Annotated in this window: 23 protein-coding genes; 16 read left to right on the top strand and 7 right to left on the bottom strand. The window is 73.4% G+C overall.

Annotated features, from left to right (window positions below):
* Positions 1–269: 269 nt before the first annotated feature.
* The 3 genes from rimO to LXM90_RS15070 all read left to right on the top strand — a co-directional run bounded on the left by rimO (position 270) and on the right by LXM90_RS15070 (position 3,421).
* Positions 270–1,616, top strand: coding sequence for a 30S ribosomal protein S12 methylthiotransferase RimO (gene rimO / locus LXM90_RS15080; protein ID WP_020093294.1), 1,347 nt, complete (start codon positions 270–272; stop codon positions 1,614–1,616).
* Between the two features lie 213 nt (positions 1,617–1,829).
* The gene (gene dinB / locus LXM90_RS15075) at positions 1,830–2,912 is read left to right on the top strand and encodes a DNA polymerase IV (protein ID WP_020093293.1); all 1,083 of its coding nucleotides are present in this window, start codon (positions 1,830–1,832) and stop codon (positions 2,910–2,912) included.
* Positions 2,913–3,196: 284 nt separating this feature from the next.
* Positions 3,197–3,421, top strand: coding sequence for a hypothetical protein (locus LXM90_RS15070; protein WP_020093292.1), 225 nt, complete (start codon positions 3,197–3,199; stop codon positions 3,419–3,421).
* Positions 3,422–3,469: 48 nt separating this feature from the next.
* Here LXM90_RS15070 and LXM90_RS15065 read toward each other — a convergent pair whose 3' ends face one another.
* The 3 genes from LXM90_RS15065 to LXM90_RS15055 all read right to left on the bottom strand — a co-directional run bounded on the left by LXM90_RS15065 (position 3,470) and on the right by LXM90_RS15055 (position 5,383).
* Positions 3,470–3,670: a hypothetical protein gene (locus LXM90_RS15065; RefSeq protein WP_020093291.1), complete on the bottom strand. Its 201-nt coding sequence runs from the start codon at positions 3,668–3,670 to the stop codon at positions 3,470–3,472.
* 99 nt (positions 3,671–3,769) lie between these two features.
* Complete coding sequence (pncA, locus tag LXM90_RS15060; protein WP_020093290.1) at positions 3,770–4,396, bottom strand: bifunctional nicotinamidase/pyrazinamidase; 627 nt, start codon at positions 4,394–4,396, stop codon at positions 3,770–3,772.
* Between the two features lie 9 nt (positions 4,397–4,405).
* Positions 4,406–5,383, bottom strand: coding sequence for a quinone oxidoreductase family protein (locus tag LXM90_RS15055; RefSeq protein ID WP_020093289.1), 978 nt, complete (start codon positions 5,381–5,383; stop codon positions 4,406–4,408).
* A gap of 190 nt (positions 5,384–5,573) precedes the next feature.
* On the opposite strand from LXM90_RS15055, the gene LXM90_RS15050 reads away from it, so the two are divergent.
* From LXM90_RS15050 to LXM90_RS15020, 7 genes are all read left to right on the top strand, one after another.
* Positions 5,574–5,870, top strand: a complete 297-nt coding sequence (locus LXM90_RS15050; RefSeq protein ID WP_020093288.1) for a succinate dehydrogenase assembly factor 2 — start codon at positions 5,574–5,576, stop codon at positions 5,868–5,870.
* 25 nt (positions 5,871–5,895) lie between these two features.
* Positions 5,896–6,126, top strand: coding sequence for a hypothetical protein (locus tag LXM90_RS15045; RefSeq protein ID WP_020093287.1), 231 nt, complete (start codon positions 5,896–5,898; stop codon positions 6,124–6,126).
* A 381-nt stretch (positions 6,127–6,507) separates the two neighbouring features.
* Positions 6,508–10,098: a transcription-repair coupling factor gene (gene mfd, locus LXM90_RS15040; RefSeq protein WP_020093286.1), complete on the top strand. Its 3,591-nt coding sequence runs from the start codon at positions 6,508–6,510 to the stop codon at positions 10,096–10,098.
* A gap of 65 nt (positions 10,099–10,163) precedes the next feature.
* The gene (locus tag LXM90_RS15035; RefSeq protein ID WP_020093285.1) at positions 10,164–11,516 is read left to right on the top strand and encodes an AmpG family muropeptide MFS transporter; all 1,353 of its coding nucleotides are present in this window, start codon (positions 10,164–10,166) and stop codon (positions 11,514–11,516) included.
* A 187-nt stretch (positions 11,517–11,703) separates the two neighbouring features.
* Positions 11,704–13,104 (top strand): DUF2778 domain-containing protein, encoded by a 1,401-nt coding sequence (locus LXM90_RS15030; protein WP_020093284.1) that lies wholly within the window; start codon positions 11,704–11,706, stop codon positions 13,102–13,104.
* 142 nt (positions 13,105–13,246) lie between these two features.
* Positions 13,247–14,296 carry an HpcH/HpaI aldolase/citrate lyase family protein gene (locus tag LXM90_RS15025; RefSeq protein ID WP_020093283.1) on the top strand — a complete coding sequence of 350 codons (1,050 nt, stop codon included), beginning with the start codon at positions 13,247–13,249 and terminating at the stop codon, positions 14,294–14,296.
* Between the two features lie 353 nt (positions 14,297–14,649).
* Positions 14,650–15,003 carry an endonuclease domain-containing protein gene (locus tag LXM90_RS15020; protein WP_020093282.1) on the top strand — a complete coding sequence of 118 codons (354 nt, stop codon included), beginning with the start codon at positions 14,650–14,652 and terminating at the stop codon, positions 15,001–15,003.
* On the opposite strand, the gene LXM90_RS15015 is transcribed toward LXM90_RS15020, so the two are convergent.
* Positions 15,004–15,987, bottom strand: coding sequence for a GlxA family transcriptional regulator (locus tag LXM90_RS15015; RefSeq protein ID WP_026604942.1), 984 nt, complete (start codon positions 15,985–15,987; stop codon positions 15,004–15,006). It lies immediately after the preceding gene.
* A gap of 53 nt (positions 15,988–16,040) precedes the next feature.
* Here LXM90_RS15015 and LXM90_RS15010 point away from each other — a divergent pair, with 53 nt between their 5' ends.
* The 4 genes from LXM90_RS15010 (at position 16,041) to LXM90_RS14995 (ending at position 18,631) form a co-directional block, all read left to right on the top strand.
* Positions 16,041–16,763 (top strand): DJ-1/PfpI family protein, encoded by a 723-nt coding sequence (locus LXM90_RS15010; protein ID WP_020093280.1) that lies wholly within the window; start codon positions 16,041–16,043, stop codon positions 16,761–16,763.
* Positions 16,764–16,859: 96 nt separating this feature from the next.
* Complete coding sequence (locus tag LXM90_RS15005; protein ID WP_020093279.1) at positions 16,860–17,150, top strand: hypothetical protein; 291 nt, start codon at positions 16,860–16,862, stop codon at positions 17,148–17,150.
* A gap of 47 nt (positions 17,151–17,197) precedes the next feature.
* Positions 17,198–17,536 (top strand): heat shock protein HspQ, encoded by a 339-nt coding sequence (gene hspQ, locus LXM90_RS15000; protein WP_012318638.1) that lies wholly within the window; start codon positions 17,198–17,200, stop codon positions 17,534–17,536.
* A 12-nt stretch (positions 17,537–17,548) separates the two neighbouring features.
* Entirely contained in the window at positions 17,549–18,631 is a 1,083-nt protein-coding gene (locus tag LXM90_RS14995) for a DUF4424 domain-containing protein (protein ID WP_020093278.1), read from the top strand.
* Positions 18,632–18,720: 89 nt separating this feature from the next.
* Here the strand turns inward: LXM90_RS14995 and LXM90_RS14990 are convergent, their stop codons facing one another.
* Positions 18,721–19,500 carry an invasion associated locus B family protein gene (locus LXM90_RS14990; RefSeq protein WP_020093277.1) on the bottom strand — a complete coding sequence of 260 codons (780 nt, stop codon included), beginning with the start codon at positions 19,498–19,500 and terminating at the stop codon, positions 18,721–18,723.
* A gap of 487 nt (positions 19,501–19,987) precedes the next feature.
* On the opposite strand from LXM90_RS14990, the gene LXM90_RS14985 reads away from it, so the two are divergent.
* Positions 19,988–21,319, top strand: a complete 1,332-nt coding sequence (locus LXM90_RS14985; protein ID WP_234080755.1) for an AMP-binding protein — start codon at positions 19,988–19,990, stop codon at positions 21,317–21,319.
* Between the two features lie 161 nt (positions 21,320–21,480).
* A complete protein-coding gene (locus LXM90_RS14980) occupies positions 21,481–21,825 on the top strand; it encodes a hypothetical protein (RefSeq protein ID WP_020093275.1) in 345 nt (114 codons plus the stop codon).
* Between the two features lie 177 nt (positions 21,826–22,002).
* On the opposite strand, the gene LXM90_RS14975 is transcribed toward LXM90_RS14980, so the two are convergent.
* On the bottom strand, positions 22,003–23,217 hold the full coding sequence (locus tag LXM90_RS14975) for a UbiH/UbiF family hydroxylase (protein WP_020093274.1): 1,215 nt from the start codon (positions 23,215–23,217) through the stop codon (positions 22,003–22,005).
* A 281-nt stretch (positions 23,218–23,498) separates the two neighbouring features.
* On the bottom strand, positions 23,499–24,383 hold the full coding sequence (locus LXM90_RS14970; RefSeq protein ID WP_020093273.1) for an alpha/beta fold hydrolase: 885 nt from the start codon (positions 24,381–24,383) through the stop codon (positions 23,499–23,501).
* Between the last annotated feature and the right edge of the window lie 59 nt (positions 24,384–24,442).

Here is a 24,442-nt window from a genome sequence, read left to right as displayed (position 1 = left end):
AGGCCCCGCCGCCGCGCGCGGGCGGGCCGTGTCCGGGGCGCAGGGCCGCGCCGCCCAATCCTGATGTGGGGTCTGAGGAGCCGGCCGCAAAGCTCTGCCGTAGCGATAGGATCCGCGCCCGGGCTCAGGCTCGCGCGCAGGGCCGGGCACCCCTGCGGCGGCCGGCCTCGCGCGGAGGCGCGGGAGCCTGTATAGGAGCGCGACCCCGAATTCCTGGTCCCGCGCGCCGGGCGGCCGATCGCCCCGCCGGACTGTCCGACCCGAATGCCATGACCGCCACGCCCGCTCCCCGCGGCCCCGCTCCCGGCGCCGCCCCGAAAATCTCGTTCGTCTCGCTGGGCTGCCCGAAGGCGCTGGTCGATTCCGAGCGGATCCTCACCCATCTGCGCGCCGAGGGCTACGAGCTGGCCCGGCGGCACGACGGCGCCGACGTGGTGATCGTCAACACCTGCGGCTTCCTCGATTCCGCCAAGGCGGAGTCGCTCTCGGCCATCGGCGAGGCCATGGCGGAGAACGGCCGCGTCATCGTCACCGGCTGCATGGGCGCGCAGCCGGAGGAGATCCGCGAGAAGTACCCCGACCTCCTGGCGGTGACCGGGCCCCAGGCCTACGAGTCGGTGGTGGCGGCCGTCCACGAGGCGGTGCCGCCGGCCCACGACCCGTTCCTCGACCTCGTGCCGCCGCAGGGGATCAAGCTCACCCCGCGCCACTACGCCTACCTGAAGATCTCGGAGGGGTGCAGCAACCGCTGCAGCTTCTGCATCATCCCGAGCTTGCGCGGGAACCTCGTCAGCCGCCCCGCCGCCGACGTGCTGCGCGAGGCCGAGAAGCTGGTGAAGGCCGGCGTGAAGGAGCTGCTGGTCGTCAGCCAGGACACCAGCGCCTACGGCGTCGACATCCGCTACAGTGAGAGCCCGTGGCGCGACCGGCAGGTCCGGGCGAAGTTCTACGACCTGACCCGGGAACTCGGCGAGCTCGGCGCTTGGGTGCGGTTGCACTACGTCTACCCCTACCCGCACGTGGACGAGGTCATCCCGCTGATGGCCGAGGGCAAGGTGCTCCCCTACCTCGACATGCCGCTCCAGCACGCGAGCCCCTCGGTGCTCAAGCGCATGCGCCGCCCCGGCAACCAGGAGCGCCAGCTCGACCGGATCCGCAGCTGGCGGCAGATCTGCCCGGAGCTGGCGATCCGCTCGACCTTCATCGTCGGCTTCCCGGGCGAGACCGAGGCCGAGTTCGAGGAGCTGCTGGCCTGGCTGCAGGAGGCCAAGCTCGATCGGGTCGGCTGCTTCGAGTACGAGCCGGTGGCGGGCGCCACCGCCAACGCGCTGGGCGACCTCGTGCCCCCGGCGGTGAAGGCCGAGCGCAAGCGCCGGTTCATGGAGACCCAGAACGGCATCGCGCTCCGGCTGCAGCGGGCCAAGGTCGGCAAGCGGCTGCCCATCATCGTCGATTCCGTCGAGGGCGGGGTCGCACGGGGCCGGTCCAAGGCCGACGCGCCGGAGATCGACGGCAATGTCCACGCCGCGTTCCGGCGCCCGGTGCGGGTCGGCGACATCGTCACGGTGAAGATCGACCGGGCCGAGGCCTACGACCTCTACGGCAGCGTCGCCTGACGGCAGACCCCGTCTTTGCGAGCGCAGCGAAGCAATCCAGGGATGCGCTGCGCTCGGGGACGTCGCGCTGCCCTCTCGTCGCTTCGCTTCGCTGCGCTCGCGACGGGCGCCGGGCGGACTCCTGTTGACGCCGCGTCCGGCGCGGCTTGACCCCGCCCGCCCCGCGCGGTCTTTCGGAACAGATCAGGAACTTGGTCGGGACCCGAGGCGGCGATGGATCCGGAGGTCGCGCTCCGAAAGATCATCCACATCGACATGGACGCGTTCTACGCCTCCGTGGAGCAGCGCGACGACCCGTCGCTGCGCGGCCGGCCGCTGGCGGTCGGCGGCTCCCGGGAGCGCGGGGTGGTGGCCGCTGCGAGCTACGAGGCCCGAAAATTCGGTGTCCGCTCCGCCATGCCGTCGGCCACCGCGCGGCGGCTGTGCCCGGACCTGCTGTTCGTGAAGCCGCGCTTCGAGGTCTACCGGGCGGTCTCCGAGGAGATCCGGGCGGTCTTCGCCCGGCACACGGCCATCATCGAGCCGGTGGCCCTCGACGAGGCCTATCTCGACGTCACCGAGAACCTCCTGGGCCTCCCGACGGCGACGGCCGTGGCGAAGGCGATCCGGGCCGAGATCCTGGAACGGACCGGACTCATCGCCTCGGCCGGGGTCTCGTACAACAAGTTCCTCGCCAAGGTGGCGTCCGACCACCGCAAGCCCGACGCCCTGTTCGTCATCACCCCCGCCATGGGGCCGGACTTCGTGGCGGCGCTGCCGATCGGCCGGTTCCACGGCGTCGGCCCGGTCACCGAGGCGAAGATGAAGCGGCTCGGGATCGAGACCGGGGCGGATCTGCGCGCCTGGACGCCGGAGCGCCTGCGCGAGACCTTCGGCTCCGCGGGCGCCTACTACCACGCGGTCGCCCGCGGGATCGACGCGCGGCCGGTCCGCGCCCACCGGGTGCGCAAGTCGATCGGGGCCGAGACCACCTTCTCGGACGACACCGCCGCTTTCGAGGTCCTGGCCGCCCGGCTGGCGCCGCTGTTCGACAAGGTCTGGGCGGGCGCCGACGCCAAGGGCATGCGCGCCCGGACCGTGACCCTGAAGCTCAAGTTCTCGGATTTCGCGCAGGTCACCCGGGCGAAGTCCCTCGCCGTGCCGGTGGCCGACCGGGCCGCCCTGGAGCGGATCGGCCTCGACCTGCTCGCCGGCCTGTTCCCCCTGCGCCGCAGCGCGCGGCTGATCGGGGTGTCGCTGTCGGGCTTCGCGCAGGACGCGCCCGAGGCGCCGCTCCAGCTCGGGCTGGCGCTCTGACACGGCCTCCGGGGCAGGCCCCCGCTCCGTCATCACGGGCGCAGCGAAGTGGCCCCGGGCAGCAGGACATCGGTCAGCGTGGCGCTACCCTGGATCGCTTCGCTCCACTCGCAACGACGACGGTGGGGAAGCGATCAACCGGAAAGCGATGGAGCCGCCGCCGTCATGCACGACACGGCGCCTGTGCGGTTCCGCACGTCGGGAAGGCCGGGTCGATCGCAGGGCGGAGCGATCCGGTACGGATCAGGGTTTCTCGAGCCCGCGCGAACACGAGGACCCTGTCGATGCCGAAGCACGCCCGCCTGGCCCTGGCCGCCGCGCTTCTATCGGCCCTCGCGGCGGGCGCCGCCCGCGCGGACGGCACATCCGCTTTCGGGGCCGCCAACGCGGCCCAGCTCCGGGGCTACACCGCGAGCCCGGCCCAGGTCTACGTTCCGGCAGGCGGCCCGAGCGCCAGGCCCGCGGCCCCCGCACCGCACCGGCCGAAGGCGCCGGCGCGCAGTCGCTGAGATCGACCCGGGCCGCACCGGCCCGGGCATCCGGTCACGCGTTCTCGGTCACGCGTTCTTGCGCGGCCGGTGGTCGGGGTCGATGCCGCCATCGAGCTTCGTCTCGTTGTCGACGTCGCCCTCGAAGGTCGAATCCGCCTGCAGATCCGCGGGGTCGGCGCCGCTCATCCCCTTCGAGGTGCCGATCCCGGGATTGCCCTTGAGGTCGGCGTCCGTGGGCGTGTCGGTCTTCGGGTGCTTGGATGACATGCAGGCTCCTGTCGGATGCTGATGTCGGGCCAACGCGTCGGCGCGGGGCCGGTCTCCCGCGCGGCGTGCGGCGGTTCGCCTCCCGGTCCCTGCACGCCCTCAAGCGATCTCCGCCGCGGCGATCCGGCGGACGCCCGCCGCCTCCATCCGCGCCCAGGCCCGCGCGAGCGACCCGTCCACGTCGATCCCGCGCACCGCGTCCGCCACCACGAGGACGTCGAACCCCGCGTCGCGCGCGTCGAGCGCGCTCCAGGCGACGCAGAAATCGGTGGCGAGGCCGCACACGGCGACGCGGGTGATGCCGCGCTCCCGGAGCGCCCCGGCGAGGCCGGTGCGCGTGGCCCGGTCGGCTTCCAGGAAGGCCGAGTAGCTGTCGACCCGCGGATCCAGCCCCTTGCGCACCACCAGGCTCGCCCGGTCGGTGGCGAGGTCCGGCGCGAAGGCGGCCCCGCGACTGCCCTGGACGCAGTGGCGCGGCCACAGCACCTGCGGTCCGTAGGGCAGCGTCACGGTCTCGAACGGGGCCCGCCCCGGATGGGTCTCGGCGAAGGAGACGTGATCGGCCGGATGCCAGTCCTGCATCAGCACCACGTGCCGGAAGCGGTGCTGGAGCGCGTTGATCGGGCCGATCACCGCGTCGCCCCCCGGGACGGGGAGCGCCCCGCCCGGCAGGAAGTCGACCTGCACGTCGACGACGAGGAGCAGGTCGGCGTTGCCGGGCGTCACGGCCGCTCCCTACGGCAGCATCACGATCGAGCCGGTGGTCTCCCGGCCCGCGAGGTCGCGGTGGACCTGCTGCGCCTCGGCCAGCGGGTAGGTGGCGTTGACGGCGATCTTCACCGCGCCGTCGCGGACCACCTTGAACAGGCGGGCGGCCGCCTCCTCCAGGGTGGCGCGGTTCGACGAGAAGGTCGCGAGCGTCGGGCGCGTCACGTAGAGCGAGCCGCGCGGGGCCAGCAGGCCGAGGTCGAGCCCGGTGATCGCCCCGGAGGCCGAGCCGAAGCTCGCCAGCAGGCCGAGCGGCGCGAGGCTGTCCAGGGAGCCCATCAGGGTCGCCTGCCCGACGCCGTCGTAGACCACCGGCACGCCCTTGCCGCCGGTGATCTCGCGCACGCGCTTGGCCACGTCCTCCTCGCGGTAGAGGATGACGTGGTCGCAGCCGTTCTGCTTGGCGAGCTCCGCCTTCTCGGGGCTGCCGGCGGTGCCGATCACGGTGGCGCCGAGGTGCTTGGCCCACTGGCACGCGATCAGGCCGACGCCGCCGGCGGCGGCCTGCCACAGGATCGTGTCGCCGGGCTTCACCGCGTAGGTCCGGTGCAGCAGGTACTCGACGGTCAGGCCCTTGAGCATCATGGCGGCGGCGGTCTTCTCGTCGACCCCGTCGGGGATCGGCACGGCCGCCGAGGCCGGGATCACCGGCTCCTCGGCGTAGCAGCCGTCTGCCACTGAGCCGTAGGCGACCCGGTCGCCGGCCTTGAACTGGGTCACGCCCTCGCCCACCGCCGTGACGGTGCCGGCGCCCTCCTTGCCGGGGGTGTAGGGCATGTGCGGGGACTTGTAGGCGCCGGTGCGGAAGTAGATGTCGATGAAGTTGACGCCGATGGCGGCCTGCCTGACCCGGATCTGCCCGGGGCCCGGCTCGGCCAGGGGCACGTCCTCGAAGCGCATCACCTCGGGACCGCCGTACTCGTAGACCCGGATCGCCTTCGGCATCGTTGGACTCCCGCTCGCCGCCCCGTCCGGGGCGTTGCAGCCCGAGATAACGGACCGCCCGCCGGAGGCAATTCGTTTTTGGCCTCTCGCGCCCCGGTTGTAACCCGCCCGGCCGCGGCCCCGTTCTGGATCCGCCGGACCCGGACGCCTATCTAGGCCCTGCCATTCCCTGAGCCGAGGTCCGACATCCATGTCCGGCACCACCCGCACGAGCGCCGACCTCGATCCGCGCCGCCGCCGCCTCCTCTACCGCGCCTGGCACCGGGGCATCCGCGAGATGGACCTGATCATGGGCCGCTTCGCCGATGCCGAGATCGGCGACCTCTCGGAAGCGGAGCTCGACCAGTTCGAGGCGCTGATCGAGGTGCCGGACCGCGACCTGTTCAAGTGGCTGACCGGCGAGGTCGAGACGCCCACGAACTACGACACGTCGGTCTGGCGGCGGGTGCGGGCGTTCCACCGGCACGACGCGCCGATCCACTCCTGAGAGCGACCGGTCGAGAGAGCCCGCGATGGACGAACCGAAGCCCAACTACGATCACCCGGCCCGGTCGATCGCCACCGAGCTGGTGGTGCGCATCATGCTGGAGATGATGGAGCGCTCCGATCCGGCGCTCCGCGCCGAGATCCTGCGGCAGGCGACGGCGCGCGCCGCCGCGATGACCGAGCACATGCCCAACGCGGACTTCTTCCGCGGCCGGGTCGAGGCGGCGCTGGCGGAGATCGTCGGGCCGGACGCCTGAGGGGCGTAAGCCGCGGGCTTCCGTCTCATCCGATCGGAGTTCTCGGCCGATGCGGCCCGCTCCGTCATCACGAGCGCAGCGACGTGACCCATGGCAGCGCGACGTCCGAAGGTGTGGCGGCGCTGGATTGCTTCGCTGCGCTCGCAAAGACGATGGGGCTGTCTCTTCTCCCCTGGGAGAGGCGATCCGCAAGGTGCTCTGGGCCGGGCCATGCGTGTCCCCGAAGCGCGGCCGAACAGCCGTTCCATGCCGCGGCAGAACCGCCATATAGGATGCGTTCAGCCGTAACCGCGGGGACGCTTTATCGCGGCGGCCCGATCGGCTAACGCCACCCGACCTCCTCCCCTGACGCGCCCGGCGGGATTTCCCGCGAAAGACCCGATGGCCAAGCCTCAGCCGAAGCCCCCCGCCGCCAAGCCGCAGGTCGCGCGCTTCGCGCTGCCGAAATCCTCCGCGCTCGCCCGGGCGATCGACGCCCTCAAGCGCGGCGACAGCCCGGTCCTGGCGAACGCCCCGGAGGGCTTCGACGCGCTGGCGCTCGCCGACCTCGCCCGCGCCCTGGCGCCCACCGTCGACGCGCCGGCGGTGCTGGTCCACGTGGCGCGCGATTCCGGGCGCTCGGCGGCCTTCCAGGCGGCCCTCGGCTTCGTCGCGCCCGAGATGGACGTGATGAGCCTGCCGGCCTGGGACTGCCAGCCCTACGACCGGGTCTCGCCGACGACGGCGGTCGCCGCCGCCCGGATGACGGCGCTCGCCCGCCTCGCCCGCACCCGCTCGGCCGAGGACCGCCCGCGCATCCTCTGCACCACGGTCAACGCCCTGGTGCAGCGGGTCCCGCCCCGCGCCCACATCGCCAAGGAGGCGTTCTCGGCGGCGATCGGCAACGTCGTGTCGATGGACGACGTGGTGGCCTGGGTCGAGGCCAACGGCTTCCTGCGCACCGGGACGGTGCGCGACACCGGCGAGTACGCGGTTCGCGGCGGCATCCTCGACCTGTCGCCCCCCGGCCTGCCGGCCCCGATCCGCCTCGACTTCTTCGGCGACACGCTGGAATCGATCCGCGCCTTCGACCCGGAGACGCAGCGCACCACCGGGCAGCTCCGCTCGCTCGACCTGATGCCGATGAGCGAGGTCCAGCTCACCACGGAGACCATCCGCCGCTTCCGCCAGAACTACATCCAGAGCTTCGGGGCGGCGACCCGGGACGACCGGCTCTACGAGACGGTGAGCGAGGGGCGGCGCTACGCCGGCCTCGAGCACTGGATGCCGCTGTTCTACGACCACCTCGACACGCTGTTCGACTATCTCGGCGGCGTGCCGCTGGTCTTCGACCCGCAGGTGGAGGACGCTGCCGCCGAGCGGATCGCGCTCGTCCAGGACTATTACCAGGCCCGCGAGGGCGCGATGAAGACGCCGCAGCCCGGCGTCGCCCCCTACAAGCCCCTGCCGCCCCGCGCCCTCTACCTGACGCCGAACGAGCTGAAGGAGCGGATCGGCACCGCCACCGTGGCGCGGCTGACCCCGTTCGCGCAGCCCGAATCGTCCGAGCGCGCGGTGATCGATTGCGGCGCCAAGGCCGGACGGAGCTTCGCCCCCGAGCGGGCCGACGAGAATGCCAGCGTGTTCGACGCCGCGGTGGCGCATATCCGCGATCTCCAGGGATCCGGTCATCACGTGATCCTGGGAGCCTGGTCCGACGGGTCGCGCGACCGGCTCTGCGGTGTGCTCACCGACCACGGCCTGAGGAAGCCCGTGGCGATCACCCGGCTCACCGACGTCTACGCGCTCAAGCGCGGCACCGACGCGGCCGTGGCCGTCTGGGGCCTGGAGGCGGGCTTCACCGCGGGCGAACTCGCCGTCGTCTCCGAGGGCGATATCCTGGGCGACAGGCTGGTCCGCCAGAAGCGCAAGGCCAAGCGGCCCCAGGACGTGATCCTGGAGGTGCAGGCGCTCCAGCCCGGCGACCTCGTAGTCCACGCCGACCACGGCATCGGCCGGTTCGTCGGCCTCAAGACGATCCACGCCGCCGGCGCCCCGCACGATTGCCTGGAACTGCAATACACCGGCGGCCTGCTGCTCCTGCCGGTGGAGAATATCGAGCTCCTGACCCGCTACGGCTCGGAGGATTCCGAGGTCGCCCTCGACCGGCTCGGCGGCGGCGCGTGGCAGGCCCGCAAGGCCAAGATGAAGCGCCGCATCCTCGAGATGGCGGGCGAGCTGATCAAGGTCGCGGCCCAGCGCTTCGTCCGGAAGGCCCCGTCCCTGCAGGCGCCCGAGGGGCTCTACGGCGAGTTCGCCGCCCGCTTCCCGTTCGAGGAGACCGAGGATCAGGCCAACGCCATCGACGCGGTGCTGGACGACCTCAATGCCGGGCGTCCGATGGACCGGCTGGTCTGCGGCGATGTCGGCTTCGGCAAGACCGAGGTGGCGCTCCGCGCCGCCTTCGCGGCGGCGATCTCCGGCAAGCAGGTGGCGGTGATCGTCCCGACCACGCTGCTGGCCCGCCAGCACTACCGGACCTTCGCCGAGCGCTTCAAAGGGCTGCCGGTCCAGGTGGCGCAGCTCTCCCGCTTCGTCTCGGCGGGGGAGATGAAGCAGACCCGCGCCGGGCTCATCGCCGGCACGGTCGACATCGTGGTCGGCACCCACGCCCTCTTGGCGAAGAACATCGCCTTCAAGGATCTCGGCCTGATCATCGTGGACGAGGAGCAGCATTTCGGCGTCGCCCACAAGGAGCGGCTGAAGGCGCTCCAGGCGGACGTCCACGTGCTGACGCTCTCGGCGACGCCGATCCCGCGCACGCTCCAGCTCGCCATGACGGGGGTTCGCGAGCTCTCGATCATCGCCACCCCGCCGGTCGACCGGCTGGTGGTGCGCACCTTCGTGACGCCGTTCGACCCGCTGACCATCCGCGAGGCCCTGCTGCGCGAGCGCTACCGCGGCGGCCAGTCCTTCTACGTCGTGCCGCGGATCGAGGATCTGGCCGAGGTCAAGAAATTCCTCGACGCCGAGATGCCCGAGATCAAGGTCGCGGTCGCCCACGGCCAGATGGCGGCCGGCCAGCTCGAGGACGTGATGACGGCCTTCTACGAGGGCAAGTTCGACGTCCTGCTCTCGACCACGATCGTGGAATCCGGCCTCGACATCCCCACCGCCAACACGCTGATCGTCCACCGGGCCGACATGTTCGGCCTCGCGCAGCTCTACCAGCTGCGCGGCCGGGTCGGGCGCTCGAAGGCGCGCGCCTACGCGCTGTTCACGACCCCGGCGAACCGCCAGCTCACCGCCCAGGCCGAGCAGCGCCTCAAGGTGCTCCAGAGCCTCGACACGCTGGGCGCGGGCTTCCAGCTCGCCTCCCACGACCTCGACATCCGCGGCGCCGGCAACCTGCTCGGCGACGCGCAGTCGGGCCACATCAAGGAGGTCGGCTACGAGCTCTACCAGCAGATGCTGGAGGACGCGGTCACCGCGCTCAAGGCCGGCATCGATGACGTGCCCGAGGAGGCGTGGTCGCCGACCATCGCGCTCGGCGCGCCGGTCACGATCCCGGAGGATTACGTCGAGGATCTGGGCGTCCGGCTGGCGCTCTACCGGCGGCTCGCCACCATCCAGGACGATGCCGAGATGGAGGGCTTCGGCGCCGAGCTGATCGACCGGTTCGGGCCGCTGCCGCCGGAGGTGGAGCAGCTCCTCAAGATCGGCACGATCAAGATCCTGTGCCTCAAGGCGAACGTCGAGAAGGTCGAGGCCGGGCCGAAGGGTGTGGTGGTCCACTTCCGCGACAAGTCCTACGCCAACCCGCAGGGTCTCGTGGCCTTCGTCGCCGAGCAGGCCTCGTTCGCGAAGGTGCGGCCCGACATGAGCGTGGTGTTCGTGCGCGAGCTGACCACGGTCCCGGCGCGGCTCAAGACCGCCACCGAGGTGCTGCGCAGTCTCGTGAAGATCGCCGAGCGGGGGAAGAAGGCGGCGTGAGGGGCGGGGGCGTCGCGCCCCGGCGAGACCCCTCATCCTGCGGGGCGGCTTGAGGAGACGCGTGGATGGCAGACCCGGCGCCGATCACCGGCGCGCCCGAGCCGGTGAAGGCCGCGCCGGGCGCCTTCCTCACGCCCCTGTTCACCGACCGGCGCGTCGCCGCGGTGCTGGGGCTCGGCTTCGCGCAGGGTATCCCGTTCCTGCTCGTCTACGCGACGCAGTCGGCGTGGCTCGTCCAGGCGAAGGTGCCGCTCGCCACGATCGGGCTGATGAGCGAGCTCACCATCGCCTACAAGCTCAAGTTCCTCTGGGCCCCCTTCCTCGACCGCCACGACGCGCCGCTCATCGGCCGCTGGCTCGGGCGGCGCCGCGGCTGGATCGTCGCCACGCAGATCCTCGTCGCCCTGGCGCTGGCGGGCGTCGCCTTCGGCGACCCGGCCCACTGGCTCGCCTGGACGGTGGCGTTCTCCCTGGCGCTCGGCGTCGCGGGCGCCACCCAGGACGTGGTGATCGACGGCTGGCGCATCACCGCCGCGCCCCCCGAGCAGCAGGCGCTGATGTCGTCCTGGGCCGAGATCGGCTTCCGGATCGGCAACCTCGCGGCCGGCGCCGGCGCGCTCTACCTGTCCGACGCGTATGGCTGGCGCGTGGCCTACCTGTGCATGGCCGCGCTCATGGCGCCCGGCACGGTCGCGGCCCTGCTGGCGCCCGAACCCCCCGTCCCCGAGACCCCCGCCACCGGCGGCTTCGTCGAGACCGTCTGGGCGCCGATCCGCGATCTCCTCGCCCGGCTCGGGCCGCTCGCCCTGCCGGTGCTGGCGCTGGTCGCGGGCTTCCGGATGCCCGGCTACGTCTCGAATGCCATGGCGATCCCGCTGTTCAAGACGCTCGGCTACACCAACACCGACATCGCGACGGTGACGAAGTTGTTCGGCTTCTGGATCGCGCTCGGGGGCACCTTCCTGGCGAGCGCCATCATCCCGCGGATCGGCATGATGGCGAGCCTGCTCATCGGCACCGTGACGGCCTCGGCCTCCCACCTCGCGCTGGCCTACCTCGCCTGGCACGGCGGCCACGGCGGCGCGGCGTTCTGGACCTTCGCGCTGACCGTCGGGATCGACGGCTTCGCCTACGCCTTCGCGTCGATCGTGCTGATCACCTACATGTCGCGGCTCTCGGCCACCGCGCACGCGGCGAGCCAGTACGCCCTGCTGACCTCGCTCTGCGCCCTGCCCGGCAGCCTGCTCGCGGGGTTCTCGGGCTTCGTGATCGAGTGGACCGGGTTCGCGTGGTTCTTCGTCGGCACGTCCCTCATCGGCGTGCCGGTGGCCCTGCTCTGCCTGCTGGTCGCGCGCCGGCACGGGCCGATGGAGCCGGCGGCCGACGCGGCCGGGGACGCGCCGAATCGGGCCACCTGAGGCTGTGTCCCAACACGGGAACGCCGGCGGAAACTGTCTCTTTAGCGGGGATTAACCACAGCACGGCTTAATGGGGTGGACGGTTGATGTCCTCCCCAGACGGGTGACCCGGGCCACGTGCGCGAGAACGGCTCTCGCGGGCGAACGGCGGCGGCTGCCCAGGGGAAGCGCGTACGCGAGTTCCCGAATGGCCCAGGCTGCGTTGTCCCTCGCCGCGTTCCAGACCGCGTATCCGAGCGCGGAATCCCGGCGACCGGCGCCCCCGCGCCCCAGCTACGTCGAGACCGCCTACGACCCGGTCGTCCGCACCCGGGCGCCCTACCCGAGCGCCATGCGGCGCGCCCGTCGCCGCGCCCGGCTGACGACGCTCATCGCTCTCACCGGCGTGAGCCTCGCCGGCTGGGCCGTGTTCAGCCACCCGCAGGGGCCGGCCCGCCCCGAGGCGGAGTCCGTCGCGGCGGCCGGGCCGGCCGCCGTCCCGGTCCCGCAGGCCGCGGCGGCGCCGCGGCCGAGCCTCGCCTGGATGCTCGACCGGAGCCCGGCGCTGGGCGCCGGCACCGCCACGGCCTTCGGGGGCGAAACCCCGCCGGTCGCCGGCTTCCAGGTCGCCGCCGCCCCGTCCCCGGCGGTCCGGGAGATCGCCCGGCAGGTCGCGCAGGCGGAGCGGGCGCGGGCCGCCCAGGTCCGGATGGCCCAGGTCAAAGCTGCGGAGAAAGTCGCCGAGAGAGTCGCGGACAGGGCCGGCGAGAGGACCGGCGAGACGGGGACGGGGGCGCCGGTCCGGATGGCCGCGGCCGAGCCCACGCCCGCCGCCCTCGCACCCGCCCCCGTTCCCGCCCTCGTGCCGCTGCCGGTGGCCCGCCCGCCCGAGCTGCGGCGCGCACCGGCGCCGCCCGCGCGGGTGGCGAGCCGCGCCCTGCCCCGGACCCGCGACGTGTTCCGCGCCGCGATGGCCGAGGAGCCGTCCTTCTTCGAGAAGCTGTTCGGCGTCGGCGCCGCGGCGCCGTCTCAGGACAACCGCCAGGACAGCCGCCAGGACAGCCGCCAGGACAGCCGCCAGGAGCCCCGTCAGGCACTGGCCTATGCCAGTCCGGACGCCCTGCCGCAGGAGGCGCCGCGCACCCGGATCAGCCCGGAGCCCGATTCGGTGGCCGGAACGGCCGTCTACGACATCACCGCCCGCACGGTGACGCTGCCCTCCGGCGAGGTGCTGGAGGCCCATTCCGGCCTCGGCGAGCACATGGACAACCCGCGCTACGTCCACCTGCGCATGCGCGGCTCGACCCCGCCCGGCACCTACACGCTGACCGAGCGCGAGCGCCTGTTCCACGGGGTCCGGGCGATCCGGCTCAACCCGGTGGGCGGCAGCGCCGCGATCCACGGCCGCGACGGCCTGCTGGCCCACACCTACATGCTGCGGCAGCCCGGCGCCTCGAACGGCTGCGTCTCGTTCCGCGACTACAACCGCTTCCTGCAGGCCTTCCTGCGGGGCGAGGTCCGGCGCCTCGTGGTGGTGGCCGGCAGCGGCGACGGCGGCGGCATCCTCAACCGGATCGGCCTCGCCGGGCGCCGGGGCGGCCGGGGCTGAGGCTCCGCGGGCCCTGCGGCGCGCCGGGCCGGAAGCCCGAGCGTCACGAAAGTCCGAGATCACTTCCGCGCGGCGCGGCTTTACGCGCCCGCCCAAGCTGCCTTAACGGGGCTCAGACGCCAGCCCTGACAAGAGGCACCCGATGAAACTGCCCCGCCGCTTCTTCCAGCCCCTCGCCACCGGCGCGCCGGCCCCGTTCCGCGAACTGCCGGTGCGGCTGGAGCGGATGATCCACTTCGTGCCGCCCCACAACGACAAGGTCCGGGCCCGTGTGCCGGAGCTCGCCGGGACCGTCGACGTGGTGCTGGGCAACCTCGAGGACGCGGTCCCGGCCGACCAGAAGGAGGCGGCCCGCAAGGGCTTCGTCGCCATGGCCCAGGCCACCGATTTCGCCGCCACCGGCACCGGCCTCTGGACCCGGATCAACGCCCTCAACTCGCCCTGGATCTTGGACGACCTGTTCACGATCGTGGCCGAGGTCGGCGACAAGCTCGACGTCGTGATGGTGCCCAAGGTCGAGGGACCGTGGGACATCCACTACATCGACCAGCTGCTCGCCCAGCTCGAGGCGCGCCACGGGGTGACGAAGCCGATCCTGGTCCACGCGATCCTGGAGACCGCCGAGGGCGTCGCCAACGTCGACGCGATCGCGTCGGCCTCGCCGCGGATGCACGGCATGAGCCTCGGGCCGGCGGACCTCGCGGCGTCGCGCGGCATGAAGACCACCCGGGTCGGTGGCGGCCACCCGGATTACCGGGTGCTCAGCGATCCCTCCGGCGATGCCCCCCGCGCCACCGCCCAGCAGGATCTCTGGCACTACACCATCGCCAGGATGGTGGACGCCTGCATGGCCAACGGCATCAAGGCCTTCTACGGCCCGTTCGGCGACTTCTCCGACGGCGATGCCTGCGAGGCGCAGTTCCGCAACGCCTTCCTGATGGGCTGCGCCGGCGCCTGGACGCTGCACCCGAGCCAGGTGGCGATCGCCAAGCGGGTCTTCGCGCCGGACCCGGCCGAGGTCGCCTTCGCGGCGCGGATCGTCGAGGCCATGCCGGACGGCACCGGCGCCGTGATGCTCGACGGCAAGATGCAGGACGACGCCACCTGGAAGCAGGCCAAGGTCATCGTGGACCTGGCGAAGCTCGTGGCCGCCAAGGACCCGGATCTGGCGGCGGTCTACAAGCTGGGGTGAGGGTTACCGAGCCCGCGATACGCCTTTCCCGTGCGGACTACTCGATTGGCGCATCGTGTGCGGCACAGCAGCGGCAGGATGAAGCGCGGGTCCCCTCTCCCGTGCGGGAGAGGGACAGGGTGAGGGATCAAGTCTGTCCGAAGAAGGCGTGTGCCTACACGCGCGTCGACGGCGTGCCCTATCCTGGACTTTCTCGACCCTCACCCCAACCCTCTCCCGCACGGGAGAGGGGGCGCGTCGCGCTTTGCCGCCAGCGTCGACGTCCGATCCGAGAGGTTCGTCGAGACAGGCCCACGCAAGCGGAACGGCCAAATCATTCGCTGAATGAGCGGCCGAACTGCCGGAGCCGGGCGGTGAATAAGTCAATCCCGCAGGCCCGCAACCTGCGCCGCACTCAAACCTCGGCCGAAGCCAAGCTCTGGCGCGTCCTGCGAAACCGCGCCCTGAACGGCTGGAAGTTTCGCCGACAGCACCCGATCGACCGATTCATCATCGACTTCGCCTGCATCGAGGCCGGACTCATCGTCGAGGTGGACGGGGCGACGCATTCGACGGACGCCGAGATCGCTCGGGATGCCGCGCGGACCGAAATCCTTGAGTCGCTCGGCTTCGCCCTCCTCCGCATCCCGAATGCGGACATCCACAAACATCTTGAAGGCGTGCGCGAGACCATCCTGGCGGCTCTTGAACGCCGCGAGACCGTGTGATCACCCGCCGAACCGCGCCCGGTACTCCTGCGGCGTCGCCGCGACGTGCCGCAGGAAGCTGCGCCGCATCGTCTCCTCGGAGCCGAAGCCGCAGGTCCGGGCGACGCGCTTGACCGGTTGCGCCGTCTCGGCCAGCGCGCGCCGCGCCGCCTCCACCCGTAGGCGCTCCACGGCCCTGGCCGGGGTCAGACCGGTCGCCGCGTGATAGTGCCGGCTCAGGCTGCGCGCGCTCATCCCGGCCGCTGCGGCGAGCGCCGGCAGCGACAGGTCGCCCGCCAGGTTTTCGGCGACGTAGGCGTGGAGCCGCCCGAACCGCTCCTCGCCCGCCTGCAGCGCCAGCGCCGCGCTGAACTGCGCCTGCCCGCCGGGGCGCTTGAGGAACATCACGAGGTGGCGCGCCACCGTCAGCGCGGTCGCGCGGCCGAGATCCTCCTCGACCAGCGCCAGGGCCAGGTCGATCCCCGCCGTCACCCCCGCCGAGGACCAGACCGGGCCGTCGCGCACGAAGATCGGGTCGGGCTCGATCCGGGCGCGCCGGTAGCGGGCGGCGAGCGCCCCGCAATGCTTCCAGTGGGTCACGGCCCGCCGCCCGTCGAGGAGCCCCGCCGCCCCGAGCAGGAACGCGCCGGTGCAGACCGACGCGACCCGGCGGGCCCGGCCCGCCCGGGCCCGCACCCAGGCCACCAGAGCGGCGTCGTCGCAGGCCGCGACGACGCCGGGGCCGCCCGCGATCACCAGCGTGTCCACCGGCGCGTCGGGATCCGGCAATGGGTCGGCGACCAGCCGCAGGCCCGCCGAGGCGGTGAGCCCCGGGTCGCCGGCCGCGATCACCCGCGGCGCGTAGGGCATCCCGGCGCCGCCGTGCTCGTTGGCGGTGGCGAAGACCTGGAGCGGCCCGGCCACGTCGAGGAGCTGCACCGACGGGAAGGCCAGCACCTCGACCGGGCGCGGCGGATCTGGCGAGAAACGAGGGCTCTTTGGCATTTCGGCCAGATCCTGACGCGCTAGGATCACCCTGTCCACCACGGAGACCCGGCATGATCCCGCCCGACACCCACCTGCAGATCGGCTCGCTCCTGTTCGAGGGGCTGGACCAGATCGACCTCACCGGCCCGTTCGAGGTCCTGTCCCGGGTGCCCAACAGCACCTACCGGGTCTACGCGCCGGGCCCGGAGCCCGTCCGCGACGTCCGCGGCCTCCGGATGCTGCCGGATGCCACGCTCGCGGAAGCCCCGCGGCTCGACGTGCTGCACGTCCCGGGCGGCACCGGCCAGGAGGCCCTGATGCGGGACCCGGCCGTGCTCGGCTGGATCCGCGACCAGGCGGCCGGGGCCGGCCACGTCCTCTCGGTCTGCACCGGCGCCCTGATCCTCGGCGCGGCCGGCCTGCTGGTCGGGCGGCGGGCCACGACCTACTGGAACGCCGTGCACCTGCTGCCGTTCTTCGGCGCCGAGCCGGTGGACGCGCGCGTGGTGATCGACCGCGACGCGGACGGGCGCACCTGGGTGTTCGCGGCCGGCGTCACCGCGGGCATCGACGGGGCGCTGCAGCTCGCCGCCGCGCTGCGCGGCGAGGAGGCCGCCCGGACCATCCAGCTCGGCATCCAGTACGCCCCCGAGCCCCCTTTCGACAGCGGCACGCCCCACACGGCCTCCCCGGACACCGTGGCGCGGGTGCGGGCGGCGGCGGCCGACATCACGGCCCGGCGCGAGGCCACGGCCCGGGCGATCGCGACCGAGCTCGGCATCCGGATCCCGTAGGGGACCTCCGATGGACCTGACCCGCGTTCGCGCCTTCGCGGCCGTCCTGGCGGCGAAGGACCGGGACGCCATGCTGGCGCAGATGGCCGAGGGGGCGTGCTCGACACCCCGCTCGCCGCCGAGCCCGTGCGCGAGACGGCGGCGATCCGGCCGGTGGTCGACGCCTTCGAGAGCCGCGCGATCTTGGAAGGCCCCGTGCACGCCGCCGCCTTCTTCGGCGCGGCGGCCGGCCCGCAGCGGCTCGACGGGATGGATGAGCGGTGCCTCGACGCGGCCGGGCGCATCGCCGAGATGACCGTCCCGTGGCGGCCGCTGCCGGAGGCGATCGCCGTCCGGGACCGCTTGGCCCGCGCCGCGGAAACGCCGACTTCCGCGGCGACCGGGTGACACGATCCGTCATCGGACCTATCTGTCCGATCTGGACGGGTTGAACCATGTCGGACGTAACACTGAGAACCGCGAAATTCGCGATCGGCGCCGTGGTGCGCCACCGGATCTACCCGTTCCGGGGCGTCGTGTTCGACGTCGACCCGGTGTTCGACAACACCGAGGAATGGTGGCTGTCGATCCCCGAGGAGGTCCGGCCGCGCAAGGACCAGCCGTTCTACCACCTGCTCGCCGAGAACGCCGAGACCGAGTACGTGGCCTACGTGTCGGAACAGAACCTCCTGCCCGACACGTCGGGCGAGGCCCTGCGCCACGCCGGCATCGCCGAGATGTTCGAGCGCGACGCCGCCGGCGCGTACCGGATGCGCGACCGCGCCACGAACTGAGGCGCCCGGTCCGTGAAGGTCCTGGCAAGCGGCGGGCGCTCGTCTGCCGCGACGGCCCGTGCCGTCGGACGAGCCCGCCTGATAGTCGCCAAACCGCGCTTCGCCGCCGCGTTCCTGCGCGCTGGCCTGCTCGCTGGCCTGCTCACGGGCACGGCGCGCGCCAACGACAGCGCGGCCGAACTCGATGCCGGCGGCCTCGTCCTGCGGCGCGAGCCCGGGATCGCGCTGGTGAGCGAGGACCTGTCGATCGCCCGCGACCGGATCGACGTGTCCTACCTGTTCCGCAATCAGGTTCAGGAGGCGCGCACGGTCCGGATCGCCTTCCCGCTGCCGCCGATCGACGGGCGGGAACTCAGCTTCTCGGCCCTGGCGCTGCCCCGGCCCGACAGCCCGAACTTCGTCGGCTTCACCGTCACGGTGGACGGCAAGCCCCTCGAGCCCGAGCTGGAGGAGCGCGCCTTCGTGGGCGAGCGCGAGGTGACGGACCTGCTGCGCCGTCACGGCCTGCCGCTGAACCCGCTGCGCTTCGAGGCGATCAGCGCGGCGGCCAAGCGGATCGGCGCGCCCGAATGGGCCGCGCTGGTCAAGGCCGGGCTCTTCCCCGACGTCCCCGACACGCCGGACCGGATGACCGAGGGGCTGTGGCGCGGCGAGGCCAAGTTCCACTGGCTCCAGACCTTCCCGCCCGGGCAGGAGGTCCGCATCGCGCACAGCTACGCGCCGGTGACCGGTTTCCACCTGCTCGACCCGAAGGCGGCATCCCGGGCGGCCTACCGGGCGACCTACTGCCTGGACGAGGCGGGGCTCGCGGCGATCCGGCGCCTGCACGCGAAGGCGCCGGATCCCGGCGGCACCCTGCGGGCGACCGTGGTGCCCTACATCGTCACCACGGCGCGCAACTGGGCCGCGCCGATCGGGCGCTTCACCCTGACGGTCGACAAGGGCAGCCCGGAGGCGGTCGTCAGCTTCTGCCGCACGGACATCCGGAAGACCGGGCCGACCACGTTCCGCTGGGAGGCCCGGGACTACGTGCCCGACCAGGACCTGCGCGTGCTGATCGTCCAGCCGGCTTCGGCGACCCCGGGGACGCGTTAGGTCCCGTCGCCGGGCGGCTCGAACGCGAAGGGCCGGACCTCGCGGCCCGGCCCCCGGTACGGACCCGCCGCGCGGCGGGTCGATGGCGCTTACTTGGCGGCCGGGGCCGGCGCCGGAGCCGCGCCGGCGGCCGGGGCGGCGCCCTGCTGCTGCTCGAGCTTCTTGCGCATATCCTCGGAGCGCTTCTCCAGCTCCGCCTGGAGCTTCTTCTGCTGTTCCTCGAGGACCTTCGGGTCGATGGCCGGGCCGTCGAAGGCCTTGCCGAAGCCGGCCAGCGGCACCGCGAAGGTGACCTCGCGCTGGGTCTGGTTCTGAACCGAGACGTTCAGGGTCGTGCCCTTCTTCATCGCGGCGATCACGCCGGCATCGACACCGCCGGCCTCGGCGAAGCAGCCGTTCGGGAAGCAGACCGCGAAGCGGCCGGCGGTCGCCGCCTGGCCGTCGACGCTGAAGCGGATGCCCGGCTGCAGCAGCAGGCCGAGCGGCAGCAGGTAGCGCACCACGCGCACCTCCTGCTTCTGGGCGGCGTTCTTCATCTCGTAGACCGCCACGGCCAGCACCGGCTGGCCCTGGTCGGACACGAAGTCGCGGGTCGTGTAGCAGATGTCGGTGCCCGAACCCTGGTCCTTGCCGCAGACCTTGGTCCAGTCGGCCTGGCTCGGCTCGGACTTCACCGCGACGATCTGCGGGCCCGTCTGGGCGGCCGGGGTGTTGGCCGCGGGGGTGCCCGGGGCGGTCGGCGCCGGGGCGGCCGGCGCGGGCGCGGCGGGCTTCTTCGGCTGCGCCAGGGCCGGCGCGGCCGCGAGACCGAGGCCCGCGAGGCCGAGGAGGGCGGCGCGGGCGAGCGTCGCGGTGCGGGTGAAGGACATCGGCTCTGACCCCTTGGAAGAGACGTGGTGTGGCTGGCAGGATGCGGAGCCGGCCTGGCGGCAGGTCCGCCGGAGCGTCCGGCTGCCCGCCGCGTTGGCGCGCCGCCCGGAACTCCGGATGAATCGGTCCGGCCATCGGGCGGGACGGGCGCCGTCTGCGCGCATCCCTCTCCCCGGCGACCGGGCGGCCTGCCTTTCCCCTCGAATGAGGCGAAGGCATGACACCGCGGCCGGGGAAGCTGTCGGAACCGTCCCGACCGCGCCCGGCCCCCGATAGGCTCCCATCCGCCCGGCCGCAAGCGCGACGTTGCGCGGCCGCGAGGCACGAGCGCGTGATCGGGCCGCGCCGCCGGACGCCGCCGAAGGCCTTCCGGACGCCCTCCGGCAGCGATCGGCGGCGTCCAGCGGCGCGGCCGCTCTTAGCGGTCGGTTAACCCTGTCGGGCCGAGATGATAGGCGTTCTGCAGGATCGGCGGGGGCGGCGGGTTTGAGCGCGTTGGCGGTGGCGGAGTGGGCGGAAGACGCCGCACCGGACGCGTCCGCGCGATCCGAGGACGGGCCCGACGGCCTGTCCGGAGTCCTGTCCGGACGCCTGTCCGACGGTCTCGCGACCCGCCTGTTCGCCGCCGCCCTGGCGGGCCCGCAGCGCACCCTCCTGCGTGATTCGGGGGACCGGGTCGCGTGGTGCGGGCGCCCGTCCATCACCTGGACCTACGCGGCCGCCGCCGAGATCGTCGGTCGGCTCGCCCGCGGGATCGCCGCGTGGCGGCTCCCGGCCGGCAGCCGGATCGGGCTATGGTATTCGGGCGGTGCCGAATCGGCCCTCGCCCACCTCGCCGTCGAGGCGGCCGGCCACCTGCCCTGCGCGATGCCCGCCCTCTGGGACGAGGCGGAGCTCTCTGCCGGGATCGAGGCCGCGGGCCTCGTCGCTGTGCTGACGGAGGGCCGCCGCGGCGCGCGCCGGCCCGCCGAGGACCTCACCCGCGCGGCCATGCGCCATTTCGCCCTGCGCTACCTCGCGGCCTTCGGCCCGAGCGTGCCGGACGGCGTGATCAGCCTCGACGCGATGGCCCTGGAGCGGGGTGTGGTCGAGCCGGCGCCGGGCCGCGGCCTCGTCACCTTCGCGGGCGGCGATCCCGGCCGGCCGGTCTACCGCACCGCCGCGGCGCTGGCGGCGGCGGTCGCCGCCCATCTCGACGCGCTGCCCCTGACCGCGGACGAGCGGGTCCTGACGCTCCTGCCCGGCCACGACCTGCGCGGCCTCGTGACCGGCCTGGGCACCGCCCTGGCGGCCGGCGCCGGCCTGGAGACCGTTCTGCCCTTCGACGAGACCGGGTTCCGCGCCGCCCTGCTGCGGCCGGTTCCGACCCGGCTGGTGGTCCCGGCGCGGGTCGAATCGGCTCTCGCTGCCCTGCCGCTGCCCTGGACCGTCCGGGTCCTCGACGTGGTCCACCGCGCGCCCGCCCGGCTGACCCCGCGGGGCGCCGGGCCCGCGGGCCCGCAGCGCCTCGATTCGCTGGTCCTGGGTGAGGCGCTCGTACTGACCCGCCCCGGCCCGGACGACCTCGCCGCGACCCTGGCCGAGCCCGGGCAGGCCTTCCTACCCCGCGATCTCCTGGACCTCGCCGCCGGCGCCGACGGCGACCTCGCCTGCCGGGGGGCGGCCTGCGCCGCCTCCCCGCTCACCCGCGGCGTGATCCCGGCGACGGACCCCCTGGCGTGGCGAAGCACGGGCTTCCGCCCGCTCCGCGCGGACGGGGGCGCGAACGGGGCGGTCGCGGCGATCGCCGCCACCGTCGCGACCGTCCCCTCCGCCTGAACGGCGGACGATCGCCGGTTCATCCGGCACTCAGGCGGCGCGGATAATCTCGCATCTGCACACGAACCGACGGATCCGATCCGCCTCTTCGCGGGTTCTGCATCGGATTGTCGTGACGGCTATCTTTCCAAGCCGTCCGGGATGGAGTACCGCTCAAGCTTATGGGTGCGCTGCAACAAGTGCTCGTGGTCGACGACGGCGTCCGCGCCGTGGACCGGTCCCTCTCGGGCGAGCTGGCCAGCCTCGGATACGCGAGCGTGACCGCCTCGATGGAGGCGGCCGACGACGTCCTGACCGTGATCGCCCGTCCGGCGGCCGTGCTGCTCCAGGCGCCCACCCGCCGGAATCCCGCCTACGCCCGCCGCGCGGCCCGCCTCCGCGGCCAGCTGCGCGAGCGCGGCATCCCGGTGATCCTCATCGGTGATTCGGGCGAGGCCCGAGGCGGCGGCCCGGTCGATCTCGCGACCCGGCTCGGCGCCTACGTCGCCGCCCAGCCGGATCTCTGAGGCCCGCCCCGGCGCGCGCCGAGGTCGCGGCGTCCGGGCGCTCGCGCCGGGCCTGAGGCCGCCTCCGGGAAGCGCCGTCCGACCGCTCCCTGTCACTGCCGGTGCCGCACGAGGCGCGGGTCCCCTCTCCCGCGCGGGAAAGGGGGCGCCGCTGGCGCGAGACGATCGGGAACGGTCCTAGCGCGCCGCGCGCATCAGCTCCGGCGCGCCGATCCGGGGCAGCACGCCCTCCCGCATCACCAGGCGCCGCAGCGGTCCGAGCTGCGTCATCGCCAGCAGGCCGAGACCGCGCAGCGCGTCGACCGGCAGCAGGTCGGTGAGCAGGCTGCGGTTGAGGAGATCGACCGCGGCGGTGCGCGCGGCCGTGTCGACGCGGCGCGCCCGCGCGTAGCCGTCGAGCACGGCGCGGGAGCCGGGATCGCGGCGGTCGCGGACGGCGGCCAGCACCGCGTCGCGCAGGGTCGCGGCGTCGCGCAGGCCGAGATTGAGCCCCTGCGCGCCGATCGGCGGGAAGACGTGGGCCGCCTCCCCGATCAGCGCCAGCCGCGGGGCCACGGGGGTCGCCACCGCGAGGCCGCGCATCGGCACGAGGCCGCGGGGGCCGTCGACCCGCATGGCGCCGAGCATCGCCCGGGCCTGCCGCTCCACCGCCTGCCCCAGCGCCGCGTCGTCGAGGGCGGCGAGCCGCCGGGCCGCCCCCTCCCCGGTCACCCAGACGAGGCTGGACCGGTGGCCGCCGGGCAGCGGCACCAGGGTGAAGGGCCCCGACCGGGTGTGGAACTCGGTGGAGACGTCGCGGTGCGGGCGCGCGTGGGCCAGGATCGTGGTGATGGCGCTCTGCGGGTAGGTCCAGTCGCGCACGCGGACGCCGCTGGCGGCCCGCAGCGGCGAGCGGGCCCCGTCGGCCCCCACCACGAGCCGGGCCTCGACGGCACGCCCGTCCGCCAGCGCGACGCGGGCGGCCGCCTCGCCGGGCACGGCGCCGGCGGCGTCCGCCTCGACCAGGGTGAGGTTGTCCTGCGCCCGGGCGCGGGCGCGCAGGCTCTCGACCAAGCGGGCGCTCTCGACGTTCCACCCGAAGGCGTCGAGGCCGATCTCGGCGGCGCGGAACCGCGCCGGCGGCGGCCGGAACAGGCTGCCGGTGTCGTCGACGATCTGCAGCGTGCAGAGCGGGCTCGCGTGCGGCGCCACCGCCTCCCAGGCGCCGAGCGCGTCCAGGAAGCGCACCGACCCGTCGAGGAGCGCGACGGTCCGTCCGTCCGCCACCGGGGCGTGGCGCCCGACCAGCGCCGTGGGGATCCCTTCGCGGGCGACCGCCAGGGCGGCGGCGAGCCCCGCGGCCCCGGCCCCGACCACGGCGACCTCGAAGACGGTGTTTGTGTCCTCCGGCATGGTGTCCTGCACGATCGACGCGTCCCGCTCGGGACAGTGTGGCGTCGGGCTTCCCAAGGTTCCGGTTGATGCGCGGCCCCGTCCTCGCGAGCGGAGCGACCCGGGGCAGCGGGACGTCAGGAAGCCTGGTGCCACCCTGGGTCGCTTCGCTCCGCTCGCGATGACGGCGGTGTCGAAGTCATCAACCGGGGACGCTGTTCGCGAGCCCGGCACGTCTCGTATCTGCGCTTTTCAGCGGATCTGCCAAGACCGGCGACGCGGGGCCACGGCGCCGCAGTCCGTCAACCCAGGAACGCCGCAAGCTCCGAGACAACCGTGTCCGGCCGCTCCTCCTGGAGGGTGTGGCCGCAATCCAGCGCCCGGCCCGACACGTCGGTCGCCTTCTCGCGCCACGTCTCCAGCACGTCGTAGGTCCGGCCGACCACGCCCTTCGCGCCCCAGAGCGCCAGCAGCGGCGCGGTGATCCGGGCCTCGGCATCGGCCGCGTCGTGCTCCAGGTCGATCCCGGCGGCCGCCCGGTAATCCTCGCAGATCGCGTGGCGGCAGGCCGGGTCGGAATAGCAGCGCAGGTACTCGGCGAAGAGCTCCGGCGGGGTCGAGCCGGGGGTCTTCGACTGGCCCTCGACGTGGTGGCGCAGGAAGTATTCCGGATCGGCCCCGATCAGCGTCTCCGGGAGGGGATAGGGCTGGATGAAGAAGAACCACCAGAAATAGCGTGTGGCGAAATCCTTGTCGGTGCGCGCGTACATGGTCGCGGTCGGCGCGATGTCGAACACGGCGATCCGCTCCACGGCCTGCGCATGATCCAGGGCGAGGCGGTGGGCGACGCGCCCGCCCCGATCGTGGCCGACCACCGCGAACCTTTCGTGGCCGAGCGCCCGCATCACCGCCACCGCGTCGGCCGCCATGGCGCGCTTGGAATAGGCGACGTGGCGCTCGCCGCCCGGGGGCTTGGCCGAATCGCCGTAGCCGCGCAGATCCATCGCCACCACGGCGTGCCGCTCGGCGAGGCGCGGCGCGACGTGGAGCCACGTCGACAGGGTCTGCGGGTGGCCGTGCAGGAGCAGCACCGGCGGCCCGGACCCGGCCGAGCGGGCGTTGATCGTCACGCCGGGCGCGGTCTCGATCCGGTGCCGGTCGAAACCCGGCAGGAAGTCGCGGGCCATGGATTCGGTCTCCGGGGTCGGTCTCCATCCTGCCGCACTGGCGCGCCGGGATGCACCGG

This window comes from Methylobacterium oryzae (assembly GCF_021398735.1).
Lineage (GTDB): Bacteria > Pseudomonadota > Alphaproteobacteria > Rhizobiales > Beijerinckiaceae > Methylobacterium.
Note: the sequence above shows the minus strand (reverse complement) of the source record. Positions and strands in the feature narration are given on the sequence as shown.

Bases quoted from the DNA above. Each gene is read 5' to 3' on its own strand.
- hspQ (WP_012318638.1), top strand. From the start codon at position 17,198: ATGTCGGACGTAACACTGAGAACCGCGAAATTCGCGATCGGCGCCGTG.
- LXM90_RS14975 (WP_020093274.1), bottom strand. From the start codon at position 23,217: ATGCCGGAGGACACAAACACCGTCTTCGAGGTCGCCGTGGTCGGGGCC.
- LXM90_RS15065 (WP_020093291.1), bottom strand. From the start codon at position 3,670: ATGTCATCCAAGCACCCGAAGACCGACACGCCCACGGACGCCGACCTC.
- LXM90_RS15015 (WP_026604942.1), bottom strand. From the start codon at position 15,987: ATGCCAAAGAGCCCTCGTTTCTCGCCAGATCCGCCGCGCCCGGTCGAG.
- LXM90_RS14990 (WP_020093277.1), bottom strand. From the start codon at position 19,500: ATGTCCTTCACCCGCACCGCGACGCTCGCCCGCGCCGCCCTCCTCGGC.
- LXM90_RS15050 (WP_020093288.1), top strand. From the start codon at position 5,574: ATGTCCGGCACCACCCGCACGAGCGCCGACCTCGATCCGCGCCGCCGC.
- LXM90_RS15010 (WP_020093280.1), top strand. From the start codon at position 16,041: ATGATCCCGCCCGACACCCACCTGCAGATCGGCTCGCTCCTGTTCGAG.
- LXM90_RS14970 (WP_020093273.1), bottom strand. From the start codon at position 24,383: ATGGCCCGCGACTTCCTGCCGGGTTTCGACCGGCACCGGATCGAGACC.
- LXM90_RS15070 (WP_020093292.1), top strand. From the start codon at position 3,197: ATGCCGAAGCACGCCCGCCTGGCCCTGGCCGCCGCGCTTCTATCGGCC.
- LXM90_RS15045 (WP_020093287.1), top strand. From the start codon at position 5,896: ATGGACGAACCGAAGCCCAACTACGATCACCCGGCCCGGTCGATCGCC.
- rimO (WP_020093294.1), top strand. From the start codon at position 270: ATGACCGCCACGCCCGCTCCCCGCGGCCCCGCTCCCGGCGCCGCCCCG.
- LXM90_RS15025 (WP_020093283.1), top strand. From the start codon at position 13,247: ATGAAACTGCCCCGCCGCTTCTTCCAGCCCCTCGCCACCGGCGCGCCG.
- LXM90_RS15035 (WP_020093285.1), top strand. From the start codon at position 10,164: ATGGCAGACCCGGCGCCGATCACCGGCGCGCCCGAGCCGGTGAAGGCC.
- mfd (WP_020093286.1), top strand. From the start codon at position 6,508: ATGGCCAAGCCTCAGCCGAAGCCCCCCGCCGCCAAGCCGCAGGTCGCG.
- LXM90_RS15030 (WP_020093284.1), top strand. From the start codon at position 11,704: ATGGCCCAGGCTGCGTTGTCCCTCGCCGCGTTCCAGACCGCGTATCCG.
- LXM90_RS14980 (WP_020093275.1), top strand. From the start codon at position 21,481: ATGGGTGCGCTGCAACAAGTGCTCGTGGTCGACGACGGCGTCCGCGCC.
- LXM90_RS15055 (WP_020093289.1), bottom strand. From the start codon at position 5,383: ATGCCGAAGGCGATCCGGGTCTACGAGTACGGCGGTCCCGAGGTGATG.
- dinB (WP_020093293.1), top strand. From the start codon at position 1,830: ATGGATCCGGAGGTCGCGCTCCGAAAGATCATCCACATCGACATGGAC.